This window comes from Nocardia sp. NPDC002869 (genome assembly GCF_046764065.1).
In the GTDB taxonomy this organism is placed as follows: Bacteria; Actinomycetota; Actinomycetes; order Mycobacteriales; family Mycobacteriaceae; genus Nocardia; species Nocardia rhamnosiphila.
On the sequence record NZ_JBKOOL010000009.1, the window covers coordinates 1 to 22,659 of the forward strand.

Here is a 22,659-nt window from a genome sequence, read left to right on the forward strand (position 1 = left end):
TGTCGCACCGATCCCTGCGTCCTCGGGCAAAACCACCCGCCACCGCCTCAACCGAGGCGGAGACCGCCACGCCAACGCCGCCCTCTACCGGGTCGCGCTCTGCCGACTGCGTTGGGACCCCAGAACCCGTGACTACGTGCAACGACGCACCCAGCAAGGACTCTCCAAACCCGAGATCATCCGCTGCCTCAAACGCTACATCGCACGAGAGCTCTACCACCTCATCACCACACCCGAGCTCCCCACTTGACATCCATAGGAGCATCTCGGCACCGAAGGGGATCGATCGGAATGACCGGACGGCGGGTGCGAAAGTGCGCTCGAAGAAGCGTGGACAGGTGTCGAGGTCGTCGTGTCCGGATGGCTGTCGCACGCGACCGGTCGAAGGGTAGGAGGTGTTCCGGTCGGCCTGGTTGCGCCGACGGCACAGCACCCACCGGAACGGTTCCGTCCGCACGCGGCCCACCACACACGCCCGCCGGCCGCTGGACGGGCGGGAAGTGTGGGATCGGTTGCACAAGGACCAAACGAACCATCCGGGCAGGGATGGGGCCTAGAGTGGAACGCACGTGAACCGTCCGGACCGAGGAGCCCACGCTGTCCACCGAAGACCTGCTCGATATCGGGACATCAGCCGATCGATCGGCGCCGGTGCGTACCCCGCGGACCGACGGGCGCAAGCGGCGCTGGCGCCAGCACAAGATCGACCGCCGCGAGGAGCTCGTCGACGGCACGCTGGCCGCGGTGCGCACGCGCGGCGGGAGTGCCGGTATGGACGAGATCGCCGCCGAGATCGGTGTGTCCAAGACCGTCCTGTATCGCTACTTCTCCGATAAGAACGACCTGGTCAACGCCGCGATGCAGCGGTTCATCGAGATCACCCTGATGCCGCGCGTCTACGGCGCGATCAGCCTCGACGCCGACGAGTATCAGCTGGTGCGGTCGGCGCTGGCCGAATACGTGGGCGCGGTCGACGAGGATCCCGAGGTGTACCGGTTCATCATGGGCACCGGTTCGGGCGATCCGTCGTCGCTGGCCGATTTCGAGAGGCTGTTCGCGGAGGTCGTCGCGGCCGCTATCACCGAGCGCGGCAGTGCCCGCGGTATCGAGACCGAAGGGGTGATGCTGTGGTCCTATGTGCTGGTCGGCGGCATCCAGCTCGCGACCCACTGGTGGACCACCCACAAAACACTGCCCCGGGAAGAGGTCATCGACTACCTCACGATGATGGTGTGGAGTGCCATCGAGGGAATGGCGCGCGCCGGTGGTTCGCGGACCAGGTTCGCCGAACAGGAGCATGTACTGCCCCCGGTCTCCCCTGACGACCAGGCCGTCTGAGTCGGCGGACTCGCCTGGCTCGACAACCCGGCCGGGTTGGCTAGTCTGATTGCCGTGCGGTGACGAGGAACCGGCTGTGTTCTTCTGTTGCCGTAGGCGCGGCGTCGGCACCAACGGAGGTTCCTCGATGGCGAAACAAGTGCCGACATCCCGGCTGGCCCGCGGCACCAAGCTGGGTGCGGTGGCGGCCGGCTCGATGATGCGCACACAACGCGCCCGGCTCTCGATGCGCGGCCGATCCGAGGCGGTACGGGCCCGGATGGCCGAGGAGTCGATCCTGCGCAGTACCGAACAGCTGGTCATGGTGCTGGGCACCATGAAGGGCGTGGCCATGAAACTGGGCCAGATGATGTCGGTACTCGACCTGGACCTGGTGCCGCCGGAGCATCAGGAACGGTTCCAGCAACGGCTCGCGGTACTGCGCAATGCCGCGCCCTCGGTGTCTTTCGAGGCCATGCGCGCGGTGATCGAAGAGGATTACGGGCAGCCGCTGGACGCGGTATTCGCCGAGTTCGAACCCGAGGCCATCGCGGCGGCCTCCATCGGGCAGGTCTATCTCGCCCGGTTGCACGACGGCCGCCAGGTCGCGGTGAAGGTGCAGTATCCGGGCATCGATGCGGCGGTACGGGCGGATCTGAAGAATTTGAACATGTTCCGGCGGGTCTTGCAGTCGGCGATGCCGTGGGTCACCCCGGCGGTTCTCGACGAACTGCGGCTGAACATGGAAGCCGAACTCGACTATCACATCGAGGCCGAAACCCAGCGCGATATCGCGGAGCTCTACGCCGACCACCCGTTCGTCGTGGTCCCGCGACCGGTCCTCGAGCACAGCACCAGACGGGTGCTGGTCACCGAGTATCTGGCCGGTACCGCGTTCGAGGACATCCGCCGGATGCCCGCGCCCGACCGTGACCGGGTCGGCGAGATCATCTACCGCTTCTATGTGGGGTCACTGTTCGATTTCAACGAGTTCTGCGGCGACCCGCACCCGGGCAATGTGCTGCTCGCCGCGGACGGCCGGGTCGGGTTCCTCGATTTCGGGCTGTTCAACCGGATGGATCCCGAACATGTCCGATTCGAGGCGATCTGTCTGTGCGCGGCCGCCGAAGACCGCGGCGCGGATCTGCGTGACCTCATGATCCAGCGCGGGGTCATCGATTCGGCGGACGAGATCGGCGTCGAGGAATGCCTGGAGTATGTGCTCTCGGCCTCGGAATGGTGCCTGGTGGACCAGGAACTCACCATCACCCCGGAACTGGCCAGCGGCGCGTTCCTGCTGGCAGTGGACCCGCGGTCCAGTGAGTTCTCCGGGATGAAACAACAGAATCTGCCGCCGGAGCATCTGTTCTCGCGGCGGGCCGATTTCCTGACCTTCGGCATGCTGGGTCAGCTCGAGGCAACCGCCAATTGGCATCGCATCGCCCGGGAATGGTTGTACGGCGAAGAGCCGGTCACCGAGCTCGGGCGCCTCCACCGACAGTGGCTGGCCGGGCGCCGGCCGGCCAAACGCGGTAAGCGGCGTACGGGTTAGTGCCGTGGCACCGGACATATCCAAGGGGTTTTATCCATGACCGACACTCGCGAATTCGATCTGATCATCTTCGGCGCCACCGGCTTCGTCGGTAAGCTCACCGCCGGGTACCTGCTGGGCGCGGCACCGGCCGGCGCGCGGATCGCACTGGCCGGACGTTCGGCGGACAAACTCGCCGCGGTCCGCGACGAGATCGGAGCCGCCGACTGGGGTCTGGTGGTGGCCGATACCACCGATCAGGAGTCGATGGACGCCCTCGCCGCTCGCACGACCGCGGTCATCACCACGGTCGGCCCGTATCTGCGCTACGGGATGCCGATGGTCGCGGCCTGCGCGAAGGCCGGTACCCACTACGCGGACCTCACCGGCGAACCGCTGTTCATCCGCGACGCCATCGACACCTACCACGACGAGGCCGCGCGCACGGGCGCCAAGATCGTGAACTCGTGTGGCTACGACTCGGTCCCTTCGGATCTGAGCGTCTATCAGCTCTACCGGCGGTCGGTCGCGGACAATACCGGCGAGCTCGGCGACACCACACTGGTCGCGACGCTGCGCGGCGGAGTCAGCGGCGGCACCATCGATTCCGGCCGGGCGATGATGGAGGCGGTCGCGGCGGACAGATCCAAGGGCGCGGTACTCGGCCACCCCTATTCGCTGAGTCCCGACAGATCCATGGACCCCCAGGTGGGCCGCCAGTCCGACCTCACCCTGCAACGGGCACGCGAGATCGACCCGAGTCTGGACGGCTGGGTCGGCACGTTCATCATGGCCTCGCACAACACCAAGATCGTGCGCCGGAGCAACGGCCTGCTCGGCTGGGTGTACGGCAAGAACTTCCGCTACCGCGAAACCATGGGCGCCGGGAACTCGGCCCTGGCGCCGGTGATCGCGGCGGGTATCTCCGGTGGCGTCGTCGCCGGGATGGCGGTCGGCGGTCTGCTGTCCCGGTTCGGCGCCGGTCGCGCGGTGCTCGACCGAGTGCTGCCCGCGCCGGGCACCGGTCCGAGCGAGGCCACCCGGGAGAGCGGCTGGTTCCGCATGCGCACCTACACCCGCACCTCTTCCGGCGCCCGGTATCGCGCCGATTTCGCCGGTCTCGGTGACCCCGGGTACAAGGCGACCGCGGTCATGCTCGGCGAGAGCGGTCTCGCACTGGCCTTCGACGACAAGCCCGAGCTCGCCGGTGTGCTGACGCCCGCCGCGGCCATGGGCGACGCGCTGACCGTGCGGCTGCGCGCGGCCGGGATGACGATCGATGTCGAGCCGCTGGGATGAACCTCGCTCGGCGCACCATGAACGCCCCGGCACTGGCGGCGGTCTACGAAAGGGTCTGGCGGCCCACGGTGTTCTATCTGGCCACCGGCCGCACCACCGCCGCCGATCGCCGGTTCGCGGTGGAGTCGCTACACCTCGACCGGTCGCGGCGGGTCCTCGATATCGCCTGCGGGCCCGGTAATTTCACCCATTTCCTGAGCGAGCACGTACCGGCCGACGGGTACGTCACGGGCATCGACTATTCGCCGCCCATGCTGGCGCGCGCCCGCGCCGACAATGCCGGGCCGCGCGCCGGATACGTACGCGGCGATGCGCGCTGTCTGCCGTTCGCCGACGAGATCTTCGACGCGGTCTGCTGTTTCGGCGCGCTGTACCTCATCCCCGACCCACTGGTCGCGGCCCGGGAGATGATCCGCGTGCTGGCGCCCGGTGGCCGGATCGCCGTCACCACCAGCCATCGCCCGGACAACCCGCTCGGCGAATTGACCCGGCTCACCGCGGGAGTGAGCGGACTGCGCATGTTCGGCGCCCGGACCTTCCCGGAGCTGTTCGCGGCGGCCGGACTGGTCGATATCGACCAATCCGTACACCGCTTTTTCCAATACGTGACCGCCACCCGCCCCGCCGCGGGCGCGGCGGGGCGCGCGCCCGGCCGGCCGGCGACGTCCGGCGTCTGACGGGTTACGCGAGAGAAGTGCCCGACCCGTTGCCACCCCTCGATACACTGCTGCCCGCGGCCCGCCATGCGTGCGCCAATTCACAGCCGAATCCCCATGACCGGCGGGTTTTCCCCCGCGTACGCGGCTACTCGTCGGTAGAGTCGGCTGGCGTACCCACGGGCCGGAAGGGGGATTCCAGATGTCGGTACCGGAGGTGGGTCAGAGCACGGCTCGGCAGCTCTACACCGCGGCCATGGCCGGGGGCGAGAACTCCTTCACCCTCGCCGAGGACGTCGCGCTGCGCCTGGCCGAGGCATGCGACACCCTGGTCGCAGATCTGGAAGCGGCGCGGGACGGCGGCCACCGCATCGCCGAATCCCACGGCGCCGCCGGTTTCCCCGATCTGCCCACCGGGCACGCCCTCGCCGCGGGGTTCCGCGGTAAGGCGGTGCAGTACCTGGAAACCCTCACCGCGCTCCAGGAGACGGCGCTCCGCTTCAAAGCCGCCTATCTCGCCGCCGGCGGCCGGCTCGCCGAGGCCGATCTCGCCAACCGCGCCGCCCTCGCGGTGGTGGCGGCGCATCCCGGCCTCGGCCCCGACCGCCACGACGAGGACAGCCATGGCTGAACCCGCCGGCACCGATCCGCCCTACGCGCCCGAACGCGAATGTTTCAGCAGTTTCACCCATCAGGAGATCTGGGACCGGGTGCACGAGGCCCTCGATCCCGGTGCGCTCGCCGCCGCCGCGGCGGCGTGGCAGTCGAACGCGGCCGCCGTGGCGGATGCCTTCGCCGTGTTCACCGACACCACCCGGCGCGAATTCGAGCGCTGGTCGGGGTATTCGGCGAACGCGGCCCGGCAGGCGACACGGGAGTTCATCGCCGCCGGTGACGAAACCCATGAGGCGTGCCGCGCACTCCAGCGCCTGATGGAGGGCAATACCGAAGCGGCACAGACTTTGCGGTCCGCGCTGGCCCCGCCGCAACCCTATCGGCCGCTCGACGATCCGGCGGCCGAGGCCGTACACGGCGGGCGCCGCCGAATGGACCACGATATCGCCGCCGTCGCGGCCGCCGCCGATGCGCAGGACGCGATGCACAGCATCTACAACCCCACTCTCCCGGCTTCCGGCGACCGGGTACCCCGGTTCCCCGGCACGTCCACTGGTACCGGCGGCGGGAGCCCGCGCCGGTGAAGTGGATCCTGACCCCGGACGAGTTCAGTTACGTCTGGGCCAATGAGACAAGCCTGGACCGCCGGCCCTACCCGGTGAATCTGGCCCCGGCCAGCGTCGTGCGCACCGAATCCGAACTGGATGGGCTGCGATTACCACAGCGGTTCGCCAGACAGGCCGACCCGGATCTGGCAGCCGCGCTCATGCTCTGCGCCCGCCCGGACGCCACCGCAGTCACGATTTCCGGAGAGCGCCCGGCGCTCCCCCGCAACGGCGACCAGCCGCATCCCGAGCAGATCCTCGGCTTCGCCGCCGTTATCGATCATCACGCCGCCGTCCTGCACGCCACACCCACGAAGGTCACCGTGCACATGTGCCATGCCCGGGACCTCGGAGGCCGGCTGGTCCAGCTGATCGGTTCCGCCCGCCCCGGTGCCCACGGCCCGTTCCACCAGCCCCAGGACGCGGTACTCACCGACGCCCCCCTGTCCACCTGCGACGGAGACGGAGACGCCGCCCGCTTTCGTGCGGCGCTGCGTGAACCCGTCGACGCCCGCGGCTTCATCACCGTCACGGTGGCGCCGGACGAGCCCATGTCACCACCCACGCTGCACCGCAGCTGGCTCGATATCCGTGACGACGGCCGCTATCTGCTCACCACCGCCGATGTACTGACTCTCGCACCGGTCGGCGATGCCGAGTTCGCCGACAACCTGCAGAGCCTGGCCCGCATCCGCGGCAGCACTCCCGGACTGTGATAGGTCTGTCCGATGTCCGAGCTATGGAAAACCCCCGCGAGCCGGGCCCTGCGCGCCGACGGCCTGCGTATCACCGATATCGATACCTCCGCCCGGCCCGGGTTCCGCGGCCGCAAGAAGGACGGGGAGACGCTGCTGCCCGAACGCGGCAAGGTACTGGCCGGTTTGCAGGAGAAGCTCTACGCCAACGGCCGCTCCGGTGACAATCGCAGCGTGCTGTTGGTCCTGCAGGGTATGGATACCGCCGGCAAGGGTGGAATCGTGCGCCATGTCATCGGCTCGGTGGACCCGCAGGGCGTCGATCACGCCGCGTTCGGCGTGCCGACCGAGGAGGAGAAGCGGCACCACTTCCTGTGGCGGATCCGCAAGGCCCTGCCGCGAGGCGGGCAACTCGGGGTGTTCGATCGTTCACATTACGAAGATGTCCTGGTCGCCCGGGTCCACGAGCTCGTGCCCGAAGCGGTCTGGCGGCCGCGCTACACCGAGATCAACGATTTCGAGCAGGAGCTGACCGAAGCGGGAACAACACTGGTGAAGGTCGCGATGTTCGTTTCGCTCGACGAACAGAAGAAAAGGCTGCGGGAGCGGCTGGAACGACCGGACAAGTACTGGAAGTTCAGCCCCGGCGATATCGACGAACGCGCCTATTGGCCCGCCTACCAGCAGGCTTATCAGGATATGCTGGACCGCACCTCCACCGATTACGCGCCCTGGTACGTGCTGCCCGCCGACGCGAAGTGGTTCTCCCGCCTGGCCGTCACCGAACTGCTGATCGAGGCGTTCGAGAAGCTGGACCTGAGCTGGCCGCCGGCTAATTTCGACCCGGCCGCCGAACTGCGCCGGCTCGACACAGCCTGACCGGCGCGGACCGGTGAGTTATGGAAACTCTCAGCAAGCCGGACAATGATGGGCGGTGCGCCGGGCAGCCCGGCGCCTCCCGGCGAACCTCCGAGTGGCCGGGGCAGGCGAGGCGAGGGAAAGGCGTGGTGAACGCACGGTGAGCAAAAACCCCGGGCGGCCGAATCCGCTGGCGGCGGGCGCGCGCGCAGACCGCAACCGCAAGATCGCGATACAGGTCGGCGTGGCCGCCGTACTGGTCGCGCTGGTCGCCGCGATCGGTATCGGCCTGGCCGTGCGCAACTCCGGTTCCGGCGAGGTGGGCGCCGTCCCGGCGGCGGCAACCGATAACGGCGCCATCCGGGTGGGACAGCCCGACGCGAAAGCGACCGTACGGATCGTCGCGGATATGCAGTGCCCCGTCTGTAAAAAGTTCGAGGCCGACCACGCCGAACTGCTGAGCAAATCGGTCACCGACGGCACCGCCGCGATCGAATACAACATCGTGGCCTACCTGGACAAGATGTCCAGCACCGAATATTCCACCCGGGCCGCGAACGCCTCCTACTGTGTCGCCGATACGGGCACCGACAAATACCAGGATTGGCTGAAGCTGATGTTCCGGCAGCAGCCGTCCGAAGGCGGCGCCGGCCTGACCGACGAGCAGCTCATCGCCATCGCGCAGCAGGCGGGCTATACCGACCCCGCCATCGCCGACTGCATCACCGACCGCAAATACGACGGCTTCGTCGGCGCGAAATCCCAGGAATCGCTGGACGAGGGCATCGACGGCACTCCGACGGTTTTCGTCAACGGTGAAAAGGTCGACTTGGCGCTGAAGCAGGACCGGACGGGCTTCGACACCGCGCCGCTGACCGCCGCGATCCAGGCGGCTGCGGGCCGGTGACCCGGACTTCGCCGCCTGCCGCCTGGACGCTGCTGCTGTGCGGTCTGGCCGGCTGGATCGCCGCATTCGTCCTGCTGGTCGAAGACTTCAAACTGCTCAGCGAGCCCGGCTACATCCCCTCGTGCAGCTTGAATCCGGTGCTTTCCTGTGGTTCGGTGATGGCCACCGATCAGGCGGCGGTTCTGGGCTTCCCGAACCCGATCATCGGGCTGGCCGGGTTCTCGGTGGTGGTGACACTCGGTGTGCTCTCGGTCGCGGGGGTGGTACTGCCTCGCTGGATCTGGACCGGTCTATGGCTGGGGACGGTCGCCGGAACACTGTTCATCTGCTGGCTGATCTTCCAGAGCCTGTACCGCATCAATGCGCTGTGCCCCTACTGCATGGTGGTGTGGGCCATCATCACGCCGCTGCTCGCCGTACTCACCGAACAACTGTGGGGCAACGACCGAGGTGCGCTGCGGGTGGTCGCGGAATGGCGCTGGACCTTCGTCGCGGTCTTCTACGCCGTGGTGCTGGTGCTGGTATTCCTGCGCTTCCAGGACTACTGGCTGTCGCTGTTCTGACCGGCGTCGCCGGCCCACCCTAGCCCGGTGTGCCGGCGACCAGCCGCACCGCCACGAACCGTTCGCCGCCGTCGGGTGCCCGCACGCCCAGCCGCACCGTTTCGGCCGGTTTGCGGGTGTCGATCGCCGCGCGCAGCGCGCGCGCACTCGTGATGGCGCGACCGTCCAGTGAGGTGATGATCTCCCCGGCCGTCAGGCCCGCCACCTGCGCGGGTAGCCCGCGGATCGCCATATCGATGCGGGCGCCGTGCGGTCGGGCATCGGAGATCAGTACCCCCAGGGTGGCGGTGGGGCCGATGTGCACCGAGTCGGTGGGCGTACCGGACCGGATCTGCCGCACGACCCGCATGGCGGCGTCGATGGGCACCGCGTAACCGTTGGGTGGGTCCTCGGCCGCGCCGGGTGGTGGGTCCCGATTGCCGGAGGCCGCGGCGATCACCCCGACGACCGCGCCGGTGGAATCGGTCACCGCCCCGCCGGACTGGCCCGCGCTCACCGCCGCCTCGATCTCCAGCATTCCGGTCAATGCCTGCCGGGACAGGTCCTGCTGGTTCAGGGCCATGATCGTGCTGTCCAGATCGCTGATCTCCCCGGTGACCGCGGTGGCCGTACCGCTGCCGCCGGCGTTACCGATGGCCAGGACCTCGTCCCGTACCCGCAGCCCGGCCGAACTGCCGATCCGCGCGGTGGCCAGCCCGCGCGCGCCCGCAAGGGAGAGCAGGGCGATATCGGCGTGGGCGTCGTAGCCGAGTACCTCGGCGGCGTACACGGCACCGTCGGAGACGCGGCTGACCCGGACCGTCTTCGCGCCCTTCACGACATGGTGGCTGGTGAGCACCTGTCCTTCTCCGGTGAGGACTATTCCGGATCCGGCCGCCGCGGCGCCGAACGGACGGGCGGCGGCGGTGATGTTGACCAGCACCGGGGAGATACCGCGCGTCACCTCGCTCGCGTTCAGCGGGGGCCGCGGCGCGGGACGGACGGGTGCGGCGACGACACTGCGGCCGGGCTGCGCCGGTCCGGGTAGTTCGCCCCGGTAGCCGAACAGGGCCCCGAGGGCCAGCACCGCGGCGAAGACGGTAACGAGCACCCGTCCCCCGCCGGTGGGCCCGCGGGAGCCGGTGCTCTGCCACTGGTTGTCCAAGGAGCCTCCCGCTGCCGCAGCCGATCACGACCATTGTCGCCCGGATCAACGCGCGACAGTCGAGTTTCTTCCCCTTGCCGCCAGTTATCCACAGGCATCCCCAGTTATCCACAGGCCGGCGCGGGTCTGGGGAAACACCGACCGGATACCTGTTGATTCGTTACCACCGGCCCGTCTGGGTCACATCCGTGTCACATCCCCCGCGGCGGCCCTTTACACCGTCCGGGCGAAAACCGCCCCGGATGTCGGCGTCTGCCCGCGCGAACCGGCCGACCGGCGCGATCGGAAATACGGCCCGCTCGTTACCCGGCGGAAACCGAATCAATAGAATTCCGTATCCCCGACCCCGCCACCAGGAAATCCATCCACAGCCGCTCGGCCTTCATCCACACTGCGGAGCGCGGTTTTCCACAGCCTTCTCCACAGTGTGGATAATCGGCGGGCACGAGCCGGAATCCCTTTGTTCGACGGTGACCGATTATTCGACGGCGACCGAGCGAATCGACTTCGCGGACCAGGAATCCGCCGGATCACGCCGGCGGAAACACTCAGATGGTCGCGGCATCGATGACGAACCGATACCGCACATCACTGGCCACCACCCGCTCGTACGCACTGTCGATCTCGTCCGCGGAAATCAACTCGATTTCCGCCCCGATTCCGTGCTCGGCGCAAAAATTCAACATCTCCTGTGTTTGCTCGATACCGCCGATCATCGAACCCGAGAGCGAACGCCGGCGGCCGGCCAGCACCCGGGCCTGAACCTGGAGCGGGGCCTCCGGCAACCCCAGTACGACCAGCGTCCCATCCAGTCGCAGCAGCTTCATGTAGTCGTTGATGGGCAGATCCGCGGAGACGGTGTTGATGACGAGGTCGAAGCTGCTGCGCAACTCCCGGAACACCCGGGCATCGCTGGTGGCGTAGTAGTGGTGCGCGCCGAATCGCTTTCCGTCGTCCTGTTTGCTCAGCGAATGGCTGAGCACTGTCACCTCGGCGCCCAGCGCGGCGGCGATTTTCACACCGATATGGCCGAGCCCGCCCATTCCGATGATCGCGACCTTTTTCCCGGGTCCCGCACCCCATTGTCGTAAAGGCGAATACAGGGTGATTCCGGCGCACAACAGCGGCGCGGCCACCGACAGATCGATTCCCTCCGGGATGGCGACCACGAAGTTCTCGGTCACCACGATCCGGGTGGCGTATCCGCCCATGGTGTGCCCACCCGGCTGCACCTCCTCCGGCACCCGGGAGTTGTAGGTCATCACCGCGCCGCGGGTACAGAACTGCTCCTCGCCCGCCAGACACGGCTCGCACACTCCACAGGAATCCACCATGCAGCCGACACCCACCCGGTCGCCCACCCGGTGGCGGCTCACCGCCGACCCCACAGCAGCGACGGTCCCCGCGATCTCGTGCCCGGGCACACACGGATAGGCCGCGCCACCCCACTCGTTACGGGCGGTGTGGATATCGGAATGGCAGATCCCGGCATACGCGATATCGATCAGGACATCATGAGGCCCGAGCTCCCGGCGCTCGATGGTGACCTTCTCGAACTCGGCCTCGGGACCGGCCATCGCGTACGCGGCTACAGCAGTACTCATGCGTCCATGCCTACCGGCGCATACCGGATTTGCCAAGGTGGTGTGACTTTCGGCGCCGACCGCGAAGGCAGAAGTAGGCCAGCCGTTATCCACCCGCTGCTGGTTGTCTTGGAGACCGTGCGGATAGACACGAGGAGACGCACGCGGCCCCGTTCCCGGGAGTTGCGCAGCGTTCTGCGCTCACTCCGGGGCGGGATCGCGGTCCTGCTCGGTCTCCAGGCGGCGGCGGACGCGGCGGGCGGCGGCGACCATATTGCGCAGGGCGGGGTCGAGCTGCCAGTGGTGGCGGGTCTTGAGGCCGCCGTCCGGGTTGGCCCAGAGCCGGTCCGGGCCGACCGCCGCGGCAGCCGCGGTGAGCAGCTCATCCAGTTCGTCGATATCCGGGATCCGGGCCGAACGGCTCTCGTACACGCCCGGGCCGACCCCGTGACTGAGCCCGTGGCCGGAGGCGTAGTCCTCCTCCAGCGCTTTCAACACCCACTCGATGGACCGGGTGGCGACGATCGCGGTGACGTCGGCGTCGAGCTGTTCGATGGCCTGGACGATCTCGGTGCGGCCCGAGTACGGGATATGGGTGTGGATCTGGGTACTGGGCGCCACACCGGAGGTCGCGAGCCGGAATGCCCCGATCGCCCAGCGCAGGTATTCGGCGCGGCCTTCGGGCCGGGCCGGCCACAGCTCCCGCAACGCCGGTTCGTCGACCTGGATGATGCCGATACCGGCGCGTTCCAGGTCCACGACTTCGTCGCGGATCGCCAGCGCCACCTGGTCGGCCGTCTCGTAGAGCGGCTGGTCCTGCCGGACGAACGAACGCGCCACCATGGTGACAGGTCCGGTGACCATGCCCTTCACCGGTTTGTCGGTCAGCGATTGGGCATAGGTGATCCACTCCACCGACATCGGAGCCGGCCGCGACACGTCGCCGTAGATGATCGGCGGACGCACACAGCGCGATCCGTACACCTGCACCCAGCCGAAATGCGTGGTGGCGAAACCGTCCAGTAATTCGGCGAAATACTGGATCATGTCGTTGCGCTCGTGCTCGCCGTGCACCAGCACATCGAGACCGATATCTTCCTGCAACGCGATGGTGGCGGCGATCTCCGCCTCGATCTTCTTGCGGTATTCGTCGTAGGACAACCGGCCCTCACCCAGCTGGTGGCGGGCCTGCCGGGCTTCGACGCTCTGCGGATACGACCCCAGCGTGGTGGCGGGCACCGGCGGCAGCTGCAATTTCTCCTGCTGCGCGGCCCGGCGCTCGGCATAGGGTGCGCGTTCCCGCATCTGCGGGGTGATCGCGTAGACCCGCTGGCGCACCGCGTGTTTCTGCTTGAAATGCACTTCGCCGGGGCGTTTACGCCATTTGTCCGAGGGACCCTCGGTGAGCGCTTTGGCCAGTGAGACGACCTCGCCGACCTTTTGTTTCGCGAAAGCGAGCCGATCGGCCACATTTCCGTCGATATCGTATTCGGCGAGCACATCGTAGGGCACATGCAACAGTGTGGTCCCGGTGGAGACCACCAGATCCGGGCACACCTTGGCGAGTTCGTTCAGGTATTCCAGTGTAACGTAGCGGTCGGCCCGCCACACATTCGTGCCGCTGATGACCCCCGCGTAGAGCCGTTTGCGCCGGATACCCGGGATCTGCGCCAGGTCTTCGGGCCGGATCCGGTAGGACGCCAGATCGAGGCCGATCGCCTCCACCCCGGTACCGGCGAGAATGCGCAGCGCTTCCCCGAAATCGCCGTACTGTCCGGTGACCAGGATGCGCGGCCGCAGCGGCGCTTTGGACAGCCGGTCGTAGACGCGTTCGAAGGCGGCGAGTTCGGCGGCCGAGCGTTCGGCGGTGAAACAGGGTTCGTCCAGCTGCACACAGGTGGCGCCGCGCCGGGCCAGGATCTCGAACAACTGCTCGTAGACCGGGAGCAGCCGGTCCAGCAGATCGATGGTGTCGAAGCCGGCCGATTCACCGGGCACACTGCCCGCCTTCGACAGCAGCAGCAGCGACACCGGCCCCAGCACCACCGGCCGCTGCTCGATGCCCACCGCCATCGCCCGGTCCCATTCGTCCAGCAGCGCCTCGGCGTGCAGGGAGAATTCCGTATCGGCATCGAGTTCCGGCTGCCGGTAGTGGTAGTTGGTACCGAAGAAACGCACCAGTTCCAGCGGCGGTAGATCGGGCCGGCCGCGCGCCATCAGGAAATAGAAATCCAGCGGGTCCAGATCGGCGCGGTATTCGGCGAAACGGGACGGGAACGCGCCGAAGAGCAGCGCGTTGTCGAGGACATGGTCATAGAAGGAAAAGGTGTTCCCGGGGACCTGGGTGAGCCCGGTGGCGGCGAGCTCGTTGAACTGCTGCTCCTGGATATCGCGTCCGACCGCGCGCAGCTCTTCCCGGGTGATCGCCTGCCGCCAGTACGCCTCGAGCGCGCGCTTGAGCTCCCGGTGCGGACCGATCCGCGGATACCCGAGCACACTCGAGCCGAACCCTTCACCGACGTTGACCATTGCCGACCTCCGTGTCTATTTGCCCCGCCTTCGGCAGGGCGGGTCGGGGCCCTGTTAACCCCGGTTCTTCACTCCGCCGCTCATCTCGGTGACCGCCGACTGCCTACGCCTTGTTGTACTGGTAAAAGCCCGTGCCGGACTTCTTGCCCAGCAGCCCCGCCTCGACCATGCGCATGAGCAGCGGCGGCGCCGAGTACAGCGGCTCCTTGAATTCGCCGTACATCGAGTCGGCGATCGATTTCACCGTATCGAGGCCGACCAGGTCGGTGAGTGCGAGCGGGCCCATGGGGTGGGCACAGCCGAGCACCATCGCCTTGTCGACATCCTCCTTGGTGGCGAAACCGGATTCCACCATCCGGATGGCCGAGAGCAGGTACGGGACCAGCAGCGCGTTGACCACGAAGCCGGAGCGGTCCGAGGAACGCACGATCTCCTTGCCGAGGACCTCGGCCGCGAATTTCTCGGCCCGCTCGGTGACGGCGCCACTGGTCTTGAGTGTGGTCACCAGTTCGACCAGCGGCAGCACCGGCACCGGGTTGAAGAAGTGCATACCGACGACCCGTTCGGGGTTGTTGGTGGCCACCGCGATCTTCATGATCGGAATGGAGGAGGTGTTGGAGGCCAGTACCGCGCTGGGGTCGGTGACCACCTTGTCGAGTTCGGCGAAAATGGAGGTCTTGACCTTCTCGTCCTCCAGGACGGCCTCCACCACGAGCTGCCGGTCGGCGAAATCGCCGAGGTCGGAGGTGAACCGCAGCCGCCAGGCCGCCTGTTCCCGCTCGCGCTCGGTGATCTTGCCGCTGCTCACCCCCCGGTCCAGGGACCGCAGAATCCGCGACCGGCCGGCCGCGGCGAGGTCCCGGGTCTGTTCGTACACGAGCACATCGACATGCGCGCGAGCACACACTTCCGCGATACCCGCGCCCATCTGGCCGGCACCGATGACACCGACACGCTGAATCTTCTCGTTCACGTCCCACTCCTGTGTTCGTGGCGCCGCTTCGGCGGCGCGGGGCTGTGTTCATCGGCGCCGCATCCGGCAGCGCGGGCTCGGAGCCCTCGGGACCCCGTCGACAATGCCGACCGCTCGGCAGGAGGATGAGCGCCGGCGGCGGTCGGGTTCGGCGCTTCCGTCTCGCCGGAGAGACCGAAACCCCCTCGCCGGGCTGTTGCGAGGGGGCGGTACACCCCTACCGAGGTAGTGGGTCCGGGATACCCGTCGGAAGACGGAGTACCACGATCGGTCCCGAAGGACTCGGCCCCGTGGGCCCGAGTCCGGCCCGGAGCAGAAACCCCGAGCCGGGGCCGTACTTCCGGCACCCTGGCGCGGACGGCCGACAGACCCGTTCCCCGCGCCGGTTCCGATAACAACCGGAACCCGGACCGCAGAACACCGATCCTCACCGCAACCACCGCCTGGTGCCGAGTCTTACGAGGCCTACAAAGGGTTGAGGCCCGTCTCGCCCCTCGGCCGAAGGTGCTCAACGGTCGCCCTCTATGAACGGCCCACCGCACATCGCATGAGCCGAAGGCTCGAGTCTCGAGGCCGAAACGGCGAGACCCGGGGGGCCTCAACCCCGCGGCGCCGAAGGCGCCGCAGACAACTCAGTGAAACTGTCCCTCTTCGGTGGAGCCCTTCAGCGCCGCCGTCGAGGTGTTGGGGTCGACGGTGGTGGCGATGGTGTCGAAGTAACCGGCACCGACCTCACGCTGGTGCTTGATGGCGGTGAAGCCACGCTCGGCGGCGGCCTTGAACTCGCGCTCCTGCAGGTCGACGAAGGCGGTCATACCCTCGCGGGCGTAGCCGTAGGCCAGGTCGAACATGCCGTAGTTGAGCGAGTGGAAGCCGGCCAGGGTGATGAACTGGAACTTGAAGCCCATGGCGCCGAGTTCACGCTGGAACTTCGCGATGGTGGCGTCGTCCAGGTGGGCCTTCCAGTTGAAGGACGGCGAGCAGTTGTAGGCCAGCAGCTGGTCCGGGAATTCGCTGCGGACGGATTCGGCGAACTTGCGCGCGACCTCGAGGTCCGGCACACCGGTCTCCATCCAGATGAGGTCGGCGTAGGGAGCGTAGGCCTTGGCGCGCGCGATGCAGGGCTCGATGCCGTTCTTCACTCCGAAGAAGCCTTCGGCGGTGCGGGTGCCGTCGAGGAACTCACGGTCGCGCTCGTCCACATCGGAGGTGATGAGGGTGGCGGCTTCGGCGTCGGTGCGGGCGATGATCACCGAGGGCACCTCGGCGACGTCGGCGGCCAGGCGCGCGGAGGTCAGGGTGCGGATGTGCTGCTGGGTGGGGATGAGCACCTTGCCACCGAGGTGGCCGCATTTCTTCTCCGAGGCCAGCTGGTCTTCCCAGTGCACACCGGCGGCGCCGGCGGCGATCATGGCCTTCTGCAGTTCGTAGGCGTTCAGCGCGCCACCGAAGCCCGCTTCGGCGTCGGCGACGATCGGGGCCAGCCAGTTCTCGACGGAGGTATCGCCTTCGACCTTGGCGATCTCGTCGGCGCGCAGCAGCGCGTTGTTGATGCGGCGGACCACGGCGGGCACCGAGTTGGCCGGGTAGAGGCTCTGGTCGGGGTAGGTGTGACCGGAGAGGTTCGCGTCACCGGCGACCTGCCAGCCCGACAGGTAGATGGCCTTGAGCCCGGCGCGGACCTGCTGCACCGCCATATTGCCGGTGAGGGCGCCCAGCGAGTTGATGTAGTCCTCGTTGTTCACCAGATCCCAGAGGATCTCCGAGCCACGTCGCGCGAGGGTGTGCTCTTCGACAACGGTGCCCTGCAGCTTGGAAACCTGCTCGGCGGTGTAGTTGCGGGTGACGCCCTTCCAGCGCGGGTTGGTGTCCCAATCCTTCTGGATTTCCTCGGCGGTCTTCGGGGTGCCGGTGGTCGACATCTTGCGACTCCACTTCCTTGGTCGGTCGGTCCGCCGTGTCCGCGTCGACGATGCGTTTCCGCGTCGCACTGCTGGAACGACGATTTGCAGGCTTGCAATGCCCGGTGGGTGTACTTCCACACCATGGCACACCATCAAAATGGCGTCTACCTGTTGCTTCTGTGAATCTGAGCTAGGATCGGCCACAACTTTGCTAAGCCTGTGAAAGTTGCCAGCGCGTAACCACCGCCAAGCCTACTCACCAGTAGCTCTGACATGGGGTTTTAGCGTAACGCTTGTACTGCTAGCGGAGGCGGGTATCCGGGTTCGATCCCCTCCGCCGCGGCTCGACCTTGTGAGGACGTTCATAACTGAGGTCGCCCGACTTCAAATGTGATATGCATCCGAACGACGTCCACGGAGGACCGCGACAGATACGGTCGGCAGCCAGAAGACTTGGTTCGCGATGGCGCACCGGCCAGGGCGTCGAATTCCGACGCAACCCACATGAGCCGAAGCCATGTGACACCTCGAGTGGAAGTAGCGCGTGGCCGCAAGGACTCGTCTCGACCGATCGGCGGTGGCGGGTCGGTTACGGCGGCAGGATTGTTACCGCAGCTTTCCATCTGTCCCCAGCCGGCTGTAGATCGGTGAGGTCGAACTCCAGCTCGCGCCCGAGCAAGAGTTCCTTTTCTTCTGGTGTGGCGGAAAGATCGCCGACGTAGAAGGCCGGGGTGCCGGGCGGTACGGCGATCGTCGCATCGACATCCCGGCCCTCGACGTTCTTCAGGCCGTTGACCCCGCCGGGGTACATCGAGGTGCTGACGAAGTCACGAAACGTGCCCCGGTAACCGGGAGTCACCCCGGTGATGCCGCGGTCGGGAAACAGCCTGCCGGCCTGGATGGTCTTGGTGACCTGGACCCACTCATGAGTCGGTTGTAAACCCACGATCGCGTCGAGGCCCGCCGCCTGCTCCCGGACGCCCGGCCACAGGGGGATCCCTGCCCGTAGCAGATCGTTGATCAGAGTGCTGTCACCTCGGGTGTACTCCCAGAGCAACTGCCGCTGAGCGGGGTCGAGGCGATCGGCGACAGCGCCCCATGTTCGCGTTCCGTACGCATGCGCCTCTTCCGCATCGCGGAAGATTCTCGGCGTACCGGCGGTGGCCCCGGGAAGGTGTGTGCCTGGGATTCCGAGAGTATTCACTGCGCCGGGAACTGATCGTGCAGCCGATTCGTCGCTGCCGGGTAGCGCACGAGGCGCGTATTGCAGTGGATCGCCGATGATCTCGCGGATCCGCCGGGCGTCGGTAATTCCGAACCGTTGCACGTCATCGGCGAGTTGGGCGGCAAACCGGCGCATTGCTGCTGCCATCTCGCTGTACACGCTGCTCCTGTTTTTTCGCACCCGCCGCCTGATTATCTCGCAGACCCGGTGGGTGACGCCGGTGCCGGTATTGCAGGTGGCTTTCTGATCGTCGCACCTGATCAGTCCTGGGAGTGAGCCCATCCGGAACACTTCTGGCGATAGCCGGACGGCAGAGGTGAGCACTCACCACACCTGGATTTCGAGCCCCGATGACAGATCCTGTCCCTGATGGTAGGCCGGGAGAGTTGCTCGCCGCCGGTATGTCCCGCCGGCCCGGACGGGATGTAAGCGTTACTCGATCGGTGGTTACCCCAGATCTCGAGGCTTCCAGACGGTGCATCTTCCCGCCGACGGGGAGAACAACCCGCTGGTGAACCACCAAAATTTCGCAACATGCCCAGAAAGGGACAGTGTCGGCGCACAACACTTGGCCAACCATTCATGTTCTCGCCCGACGAGATTTTCGCAGGCGTGCCAAATTCACAGAGAACAGCGCTAGGGTGTCCGTCACGTGCGCGGTCATCGGTGACGGGTGCCGATGGTGAGCGCCTGCCCTCCGTCGCACGGTGGGATCGGAGCTGTTGATGCGCGACATCGTCGACGACCTGCTGCAGGTGTGGCGTTCGGGCCGGACCGGCGGGCTGGCCACCATCGTGCGCACGGGTGGCCAGGTGGACATTCCGGTGGGTACGGCGATTCTGGTGGATCCCGACGGCATGATCTACGGATCCATGGCGGCCACCGGGATCGAGGACACCGTCTACGAATCGACCCTGCAGTCGGCCCGGACCGGACAGCGCGCTCTGCACCGGCTCCCGGTACCCGGCGGTGAGGGCGCGGTGATAGATGTGTTCACCGAACCGTTCTCCCGCGGACATTTTCCGGAATTCCCGACCATTGCCGCCGAAATAGCCGAGCATCGGCGGGTCACGCTTTTCACCGTCGTGTGGAATCCGGAGCCGGGAATGATCGGGCAGCATCTCATCACCGATAAAAGACACGCGACGGAACTGGTCTCGTTACCGCAGTCCGATATTTTCGTCGCCTCGTTCGCCCCGCCCCCGCTGCTGGTGGTGTTCGGCGCCAATACCGTCGCCGCGGCGCTCTCGGCGCAGGCGCGGCTGCTCGGCTACCGGGTCGCCATCTGCGATCCGCGTCCCACGTTCGCGGTGCCGGAATCCTTCCCCGGGGCCGAGGTCGTCTGCGATTGGCCGCACCGCTATCTGAACGTGCTGGTATCCGAGGGGGAGATCGATTCCTCCACCGGTATCGTGCTGGCCTCCCATGACCCGCAGTTCGAGATCCCGCTGCTGACGGTCGCGCTCCGGCTACCCGAAATCGGCTACATCGGCGCGGTCGGCTCGCTGATATCCAGTGCGCGCCGCCTCGACGACCTGCGCGCGAGCGGGTTCGACGAGACGCAGCTGGCCCGGCTGCACTCCCCCGCCGGAATGGATATCGGCGCGGCCACCGCCACCGAAACGGCTTTGGCGGTGACCGCGGAGATGGTGGCCGCGCGGAACGGGCGGCTGGGCCGGATCACCGTGCCGTTCCCGGCGGAGGCGGCGATCTGAGCGCAGCGCGCCCTCGCCCCGGCCCGGCCGAGGGCGACCGAAATCACCCTCGCAATCCCGCCCCTCGATCTTGTGCCGTGCCGACTCTCGTGGACAGTGGTTCTCGTGATCCTCACTGTGACAATGAATCCCGCTTACGAAGTGACCTACCGCGTCGAGAATTTCGCCCGCGGGCAGGCCCACCGGGTTCGCTCGGTGGAGCAGCGCCTCGGCGGTAAGGGCATCAACGTCACCCGAGTGCTCAACCAATTGGGCCGTTATGCCCGTGCCACCGGTTTCGCCGATCACGCCTTCGCCGCGGCCGCGGAGGCCGAGATGCCGGTGGATTTCGTGCACGCGCTGCCGTGGGTCCGGCGCACCGTGGTGATCAGCGAATCCGATACCGGCACCGCGACCGCGGTGCGCGAACCGGGAGCGCGGATATCGAACCCGCACGCCTCCGAACAACTCGAGGTCCGCGTATCAGGCATGCTGACACATATCTCGGGCCTGGTGATCGCCGGATCCCTACCTGACGGGATCGATCCCGGCCTACCCGCCCGCATCGCCCGAACCGCCTTGGACGCGGGGGTGCCCACGGTCTGTGACCTGCACGGACCGGCCCTGCGAATGGCCGCACGGGTGCCCGGGGTGGTCCTGCTGCCCGGCCTCGACGAGTTCGAATCGCTCACCCATTGCCGCCCCGAAACCCCGGAGGCGCTGGTCACCGCGACCCGGCCGCTGGTGGATCGCGGGGTGGGCGCGGTGCTCATCACCCGGGGGGCACAGGGCATGGTCGCGGTGACCTCGGACGGGTCCTGGGAGGCCCGGCTGCCGGAGCCGCTGACCGGTAATCCGACCGGCGCCGGCGATCCGGTGACCGCCGCCGTGATCGCGGCCCTGGCCACCACGCGGACTCCGGATTGGCCGGCGATCCTGGTCGACGCGGTCGCCACCTCGGCCGCCTCGGTGGTCATCCCGGTGGCCGGTGAGATCGATCGGCGGCTGCGCGGTCACCTGGCTCCGACCGTGCTGATCTCCGAACTGGAGACACCGCGCCGGGAATCGGCCTGACCGCACGTCGCCGCGGCATCGCCTATTTCAGGACATACGGGGAAACCGAACTCCGGTGTTCGCTGATATCGAGGGTCTTACCGAGCGGGGGGAAGGCGCGCTGGGGGCAGTTGGCGCGATCGCAGACCCGGCAGCCCGCGCCGATGGGGGTGGCATTGGCCTCCCGGAGATCGATACCGTCGGCGTACACCACCCGCGCCGCGTGCCGGATCTCGCAACCCAACCCGATCGCGAAGGTCTTACTCGGCTGCCCGTACCGGGTCGCGCGGCGTTCCACGGTGCGCGCCACCCACAGATATTTCCGGCCGTCGGGCATCTGCGCGATCTGCGTCATGATCTTGCCCGGATAGGCAAAGGTCTCGTACACATTCCACAGCGGGCAGGTACCGCCGCTGGAGGAGAAGTGGAAACCGGTGGCGGACTGCCGTTTCGACATGTTCCCGGCCCGGTCCACCCGGACGAACGAGAAGGGCACCCCGCGCAGTTCCGGCCGCTGCAAGGTGGACAGGCGGTGGCAGACGGTCTCGTAGCTCTGCGCGAAGAACGCCGATAATCGTTCGATGTCGTAGCGGAAGCCTTCGGCGACCTCGTGGAAGTAGGTGTAGGGCAGCACGGTGGCGGCGGCGAAATAGTTCGCCAGACCGAGCATGGCGAGCCTGCGCGCGTCCGGACCGGAGAAATTCCCCTCGGCCACCAGCTTCTCCAGCAGTTGCCCGCGTTCGAAATAGGCCAGTTCGGCGGCCAGTTTGAACAGGCGCTGGCCACCGGACAGATGCGGCGCGATCTCGAGCAGCTGGTTGTCCGGGTCGTACCGGTGCAGTACGCCCTCACCGAGATCGATACGTTCCATGATCCGCACGCCGTAGCTGCGCAGCACCTTGGGGATCTCGCTGTGCGCGTCGCCGTTGTGGAAGCGGATACGGTTGGCCAGTTCCTCGGCCGCGGTGTCGAGCTCGTGAATATAGTTCTGCCGCTGATAGAAGTAGTCGCGTACTTCCTCGTGCGGTTTGCTGATGGTGGCGCTGCCCGAGCCGTCGGCGAATCGGTCCTCGGTGGCCGCGGCCAGCTGGGCGCTGGTGTTGCGGTAGCGATTGTGCATATTGACCAGGGCCCGGGCCATGCTCGGATGGGCCGACACCATCTCCGCGATCTCCCGGGCGTCGGCTTCGATACCGAGCTCCTGGTCCATCACTACTTCCTGCAGTTCGGCGATGAGCCGGGTGTCGTCCTGCGGGGAGAAGAAGGTGGCCTCGACGCCGAAGACCTCACTGATTCGCAACAGCACCGGCACGGTGAGCGGCCGGACATCGTGCTCGATCTGGTTGAGATAGCTGGCCGATATTTCCAGCTGCTGGGCCAGCGCCACCTGGCTGAGCCCGCGTTCGGTCCGCAGTTGCCGCAACCGGGCGCCGACATAAGTCTTGGCCATATGTCCAGCTTAGGGGTCGTTCGCACGATGCGATAAGCGGGTTAGCAAGAATTTGGCT

General features: G+C 67.1%; 20 protein-coding genes. 13 read left to right on the top strand and 7 right to left on the bottom strand.

Annotation, left to right across the window (positions count from 1 at the left end; all coding sequences use genetic code 11):
- The 11 genes from ACLML9_RS02675 to ACLML9_RS02725 form a co-directional block, all read left to right on the top strand.
- Positions 1–250 (top strand): transposase (locus tag ACLML9_RS02675; protein ID WP_411943949.1); only part of this gene is annotated, 250 nt, incomplete at its 5' end.
- 401 nt (positions 251–651) lie between these two features.
- Positions 652–1,338, top strand: coding sequence for a TetR/AcrR family transcriptional regulator (locus tag ACLML9_RS02680; protein WP_411943950.1), 687 nt, complete (start codon positions 652–654; stop codon positions 1,336–1,338).
- A 127-nt stretch (positions 1,339–1,465) separates the two neighbouring features.
- Positions 1,466–2,869, top strand: coding sequence for an ABC1 kinase family protein (locus tag ACLML9_RS02685; protein ID WP_411943951.1), 1,404 nt, complete (start codon positions 1,466–1,468; stop codon positions 2,867–2,869).
- Positions 2,870–2,905: 36 nt separating this feature from the next.
- Positions 2,906–4,147, top strand: coding sequence for a saccharopine dehydrogenase family protein (locus ACLML9_RS02690; protein WP_411943952.1), 1,242 nt, complete (start codon positions 2,906–2,908; stop codon positions 4,145–4,147).
- A complete protein-coding gene (locus tag ACLML9_RS02695) occupies positions 4,144–4,824 on the top strand; it encodes a class I SAM-dependent methyltransferase (RefSeq protein WP_411943953.1) in 681 nt (226 codons plus the stop codon). The genes ACLML9_RS02690 and ACLML9_RS02695 overlap by 4 nt, the downstream gene beginning before the upstream one ends.
- Before the next feature lie 181 nt (positions 4,825–5,005).
- A complete protein-coding gene (locus ACLML9_RS02700; protein ID WP_411943954.1) occupies positions 5,006–5,434 on the top strand; it encodes a hypothetical protein in 429 nt (142 codons plus the stop codon).
- Positions 5,427–6,002: a hypothetical protein gene (locus ACLML9_RS02705; protein ID WP_411943955.1), complete on the top strand. Its 576-nt coding sequence runs from the start codon at positions 5,427–5,429 to the stop codon at positions 6,000–6,002. The genes ACLML9_RS02700 and ACLML9_RS02705 overlap by 8 nt, the downstream gene beginning before the upstream one ends.
- A complete protein-coding gene (locus ACLML9_RS02710; protein ID WP_411943956.1) occupies positions 5,999–6,739 on the top strand; it encodes an ESX secretion-associated protein EspG in 741 nt (246 codons plus the stop codon). Before ACLML9_RS02705 ends, ACLML9_RS02710 begins: the two co-directional genes overlap by 4 nt.
- A gap of 12 nt (positions 6,740–6,751) precedes the next feature.
- The gene (locus tag ACLML9_RS02715) at positions 6,752–7,597 is read left to right on the top strand and encodes a polyphosphate kinase 2 family protein (protein WP_411943957.1); all 846 of its coding nucleotides are present in this window, start codon (positions 6,752–6,754) and stop codon (positions 7,595–7,597) included.
- A 139-nt stretch (positions 7,598–7,736) separates the two neighbouring features.
- Positions 7,737–8,483 (top strand): DsbA family protein, encoded by a 747-nt coding sequence (locus tag ACLML9_RS02720; protein ID WP_411943958.1) that lies wholly within the window; start codon positions 7,737–7,739, stop codon positions 8,481–8,483.
- Positions 8,480–9,046, top strand: coding sequence for a vitamin K epoxide reductase family protein (locus tag ACLML9_RS02725; RefSeq protein WP_411943959.1), 567 nt, complete (start codon positions 8,480–8,482; stop codon positions 9,044–9,046). Before ACLML9_RS02720 ends, ACLML9_RS02725 begins: the two co-directional genes overlap by 4 nt.
- A gap of 19 nt (positions 9,047–9,065) precedes the next feature.
- Here ACLML9_RS02725 and ACLML9_RS02730 read toward each other — a convergent pair whose 3' ends face one another.
- The 6 genes from ACLML9_RS02730 to ACLML9_RS02755 form a co-directional block, all read right to left on the bottom strand.
- A complete protein-coding gene (locus ACLML9_RS02730; RefSeq protein WP_411943960.1) occupies positions 9,066–10,190 on the bottom strand; it encodes a S1C family serine protease in 1,125 nt (374 codons plus the stop codon).
- 548 nt (positions 10,191–10,738) lie between these two features.
- On the bottom strand, positions 10,739–11,794 hold the full coding sequence (locus ACLML9_RS02735) for an NAD(P)-dependent alcohol dehydrogenase (protein ID WP_411943961.1): 1,056 nt from the start codon (positions 11,792–11,794) through the stop codon (positions 10,739–10,741).
- 180 nt (positions 11,795–11,974) lie between these two features.
- Complete coding sequence (gene metE, locus ACLML9_RS02740; RefSeq protein ID WP_411943962.1) at positions 11,975–14,302, bottom strand: 5-methyltetrahydropteroyltriglutamate--homocysteine S-methyltransferase; 2,328 nt, start codon at positions 14,300–14,302, stop codon at positions 11,975–11,977.
- Between the two features lie 103 nt (positions 14,303–14,405).
- Positions 14,406–15,275: a 3-hydroxybutyryl-CoA dehydrogenase gene (locus ACLML9_RS02745; protein ID WP_030524620.1), complete on the bottom strand. Its 870-nt coding sequence runs from the start codon at positions 15,273–15,275 to the stop codon at positions 14,406–14,408.
- Between the two features lie 632 nt (positions 15,276–15,907).
- On the bottom strand, positions 15,908–17,197 hold the full coding sequence (gene aceA / locus ACLML9_RS02750) for an isocitrate lyase (protein ID WP_411943963.1): 1,290 nt from the start codon (positions 17,195–17,197) through the stop codon (positions 15,908–15,910).
- A gap of 571 nt (positions 17,198–17,768) precedes the next feature.
- Positions 17,769–18,728 carry an ADP-ribosyltransferase gene (locus ACLML9_RS02755; protein WP_411943964.1) on the bottom strand — a complete coding sequence of 320 codons (960 nt, stop codon included), beginning with the start codon at positions 18,726–18,728 and terminating at the stop codon, positions 17,769–17,771.
- Positions 18,729–19,129: 401 nt separating this feature from the next.
- Between ACLML9_RS02755 and ACLML9_RS02760 the strand changes: the two genes are divergently transcribed.
- Positions 19,130–20,119, top strand: a complete 990-nt coding sequence (locus ACLML9_RS02760; protein WP_411943965.1) for an XdhC family protein — start codon at positions 19,130–19,132, stop codon at positions 20,117–20,119.
- Between the two features lie 105 nt (positions 20,120–20,224).
- Positions 20,225–21,172, top strand: coding sequence for a hexose kinase (locus tag ACLML9_RS02765; RefSeq protein ID WP_411943966.1), 948 nt, complete (start codon positions 20,225–20,227; stop codon positions 21,170–21,172).
- A gap of 22 nt (positions 21,173–21,194) precedes the next feature.
- On the opposite strand, the gene ramB is transcribed toward ACLML9_RS02765, so the two are convergent.
- Positions 21,195–22,601 (bottom strand): acetate metabolism transcriptional regulator RamB, encoded by a 1,407-nt coding sequence (gene ramB / locus ACLML9_RS02770; RefSeq protein WP_411943967.1) that lies wholly within the window; start codon positions 22,599–22,601, stop codon positions 21,195–21,197.
- Positions 22,602–22,659 lie beyond the last annotated feature (58 nt).